The 1,086-nt window shown below is 48.5% G+C and carries 1 protein-coding gene; it reads right to left on the bottom strand.

The genetic code is table 11. From position 1 onward, the window contains the following. Window positions 1–349 precede the first annotated feature (349 nt). Window positions 350–1,086 (bottom strand): transposase (locus tag KDK19_RS21265; RefSeq protein WP_257292896.1); only part of this gene is annotated, 737 nt, incomplete at its 5' end.

The following is a 1,086-nucleotide window of genomic DNA, read 5'->3' on the forward strand; positions in this document are numbered from 1 at the left end:
GCATTGTGATTTAGCTGCATAAGTTGAGGCGACATCTACCTTGAAAGTTACCGAGGACGCAGGAGCTAAAGTCGAGACATTTATCGGTTAACCCTTGCTGGCACTATTCAAGTCAATTGGCTCTGGTATCCAGTTAGTTTCAGGCTCAGGTCGGGTGTAAACGACCTTGCCAAGTTCTCTGTTAATGCGCACACAGACAGTGTCTAATCAAGAGGCCTGGTTCCCGCTCTGTAATACCTGCAACGTTTGAGACCTCAAAGGTCAGTCGTTTTATACGACGGTTGCAGCGGGCATTATCCGGTGATGTTCAGTTAGGCGGTCAGCTCGCTGTCTGTGGCGACTTACCGGTTTAAAAACGGGCTTCATCGAAGACGCTCCCTATTTTCAGCATAAAGTAAACCGCTCTACCCAACTTGTGGGCGAGCACTGTCAAAGCCTTGCTTTTGGGCATGCGGCGCTGGAGTGATTGTAAGTAACGCCTGGCATCATCATTGCCAAGCAAGAAGAGAACCGCAGCTTCAGAGAAGGCCCATTTCAGGTGGGCATTGCCAATCTTGTTACCCTGGGTACCGTAGACTTTGCCGGCAGATTCAGCCTTGCATTTGACCAGGCGGCAGCAAGAAGCAAACTTCTGTACACTTTCAAATCGGGAGATATCACCGATTTCGTAAAGAATCGTCAGAGCCAATATGTCCCCGATACCGGGAACGGTTTTCAATACACTGAACTCTTTGCCGTTGAGATCCTGAGCGTGTTTCTTGAGCTTCCATTCCACTTTGGCCAGCTCTTTGTCTAAATAGGTCACCAGATCCAAGTCCAGATTAATACTGATTTGAACCATGGCATCCGGGAAGAAATGTCTGATCGGTGCCCGGTTATTTTCATACCGAAGGTCGTACTTGTTGAGATCAGGCAAGTTGTATTGGCTTGCGGTATTTTTGACGTGAGCTTTGAGTTCACCGGAGTATCGCACCAGCCTGTTTCTTCGACGCAGGAGATCTCGAGTGGCCCGCATGTTTTCAGGAAACTCGTAGGCTATGGGAAAATTGCCTCTCCGCAAGAGTTTGGCAATCTTGTAGGAATCAA

Origin of the sequence: Endozoicomonas sp. ONNA1 (genome assembly GCF_024606325.1) — a bacterium.
GTDB lineage: Bacteria > Pseudomonadota > Gammaproteobacteria > Pseudomonadales > Endozoicomonadaceae > Endozoicomonas_A.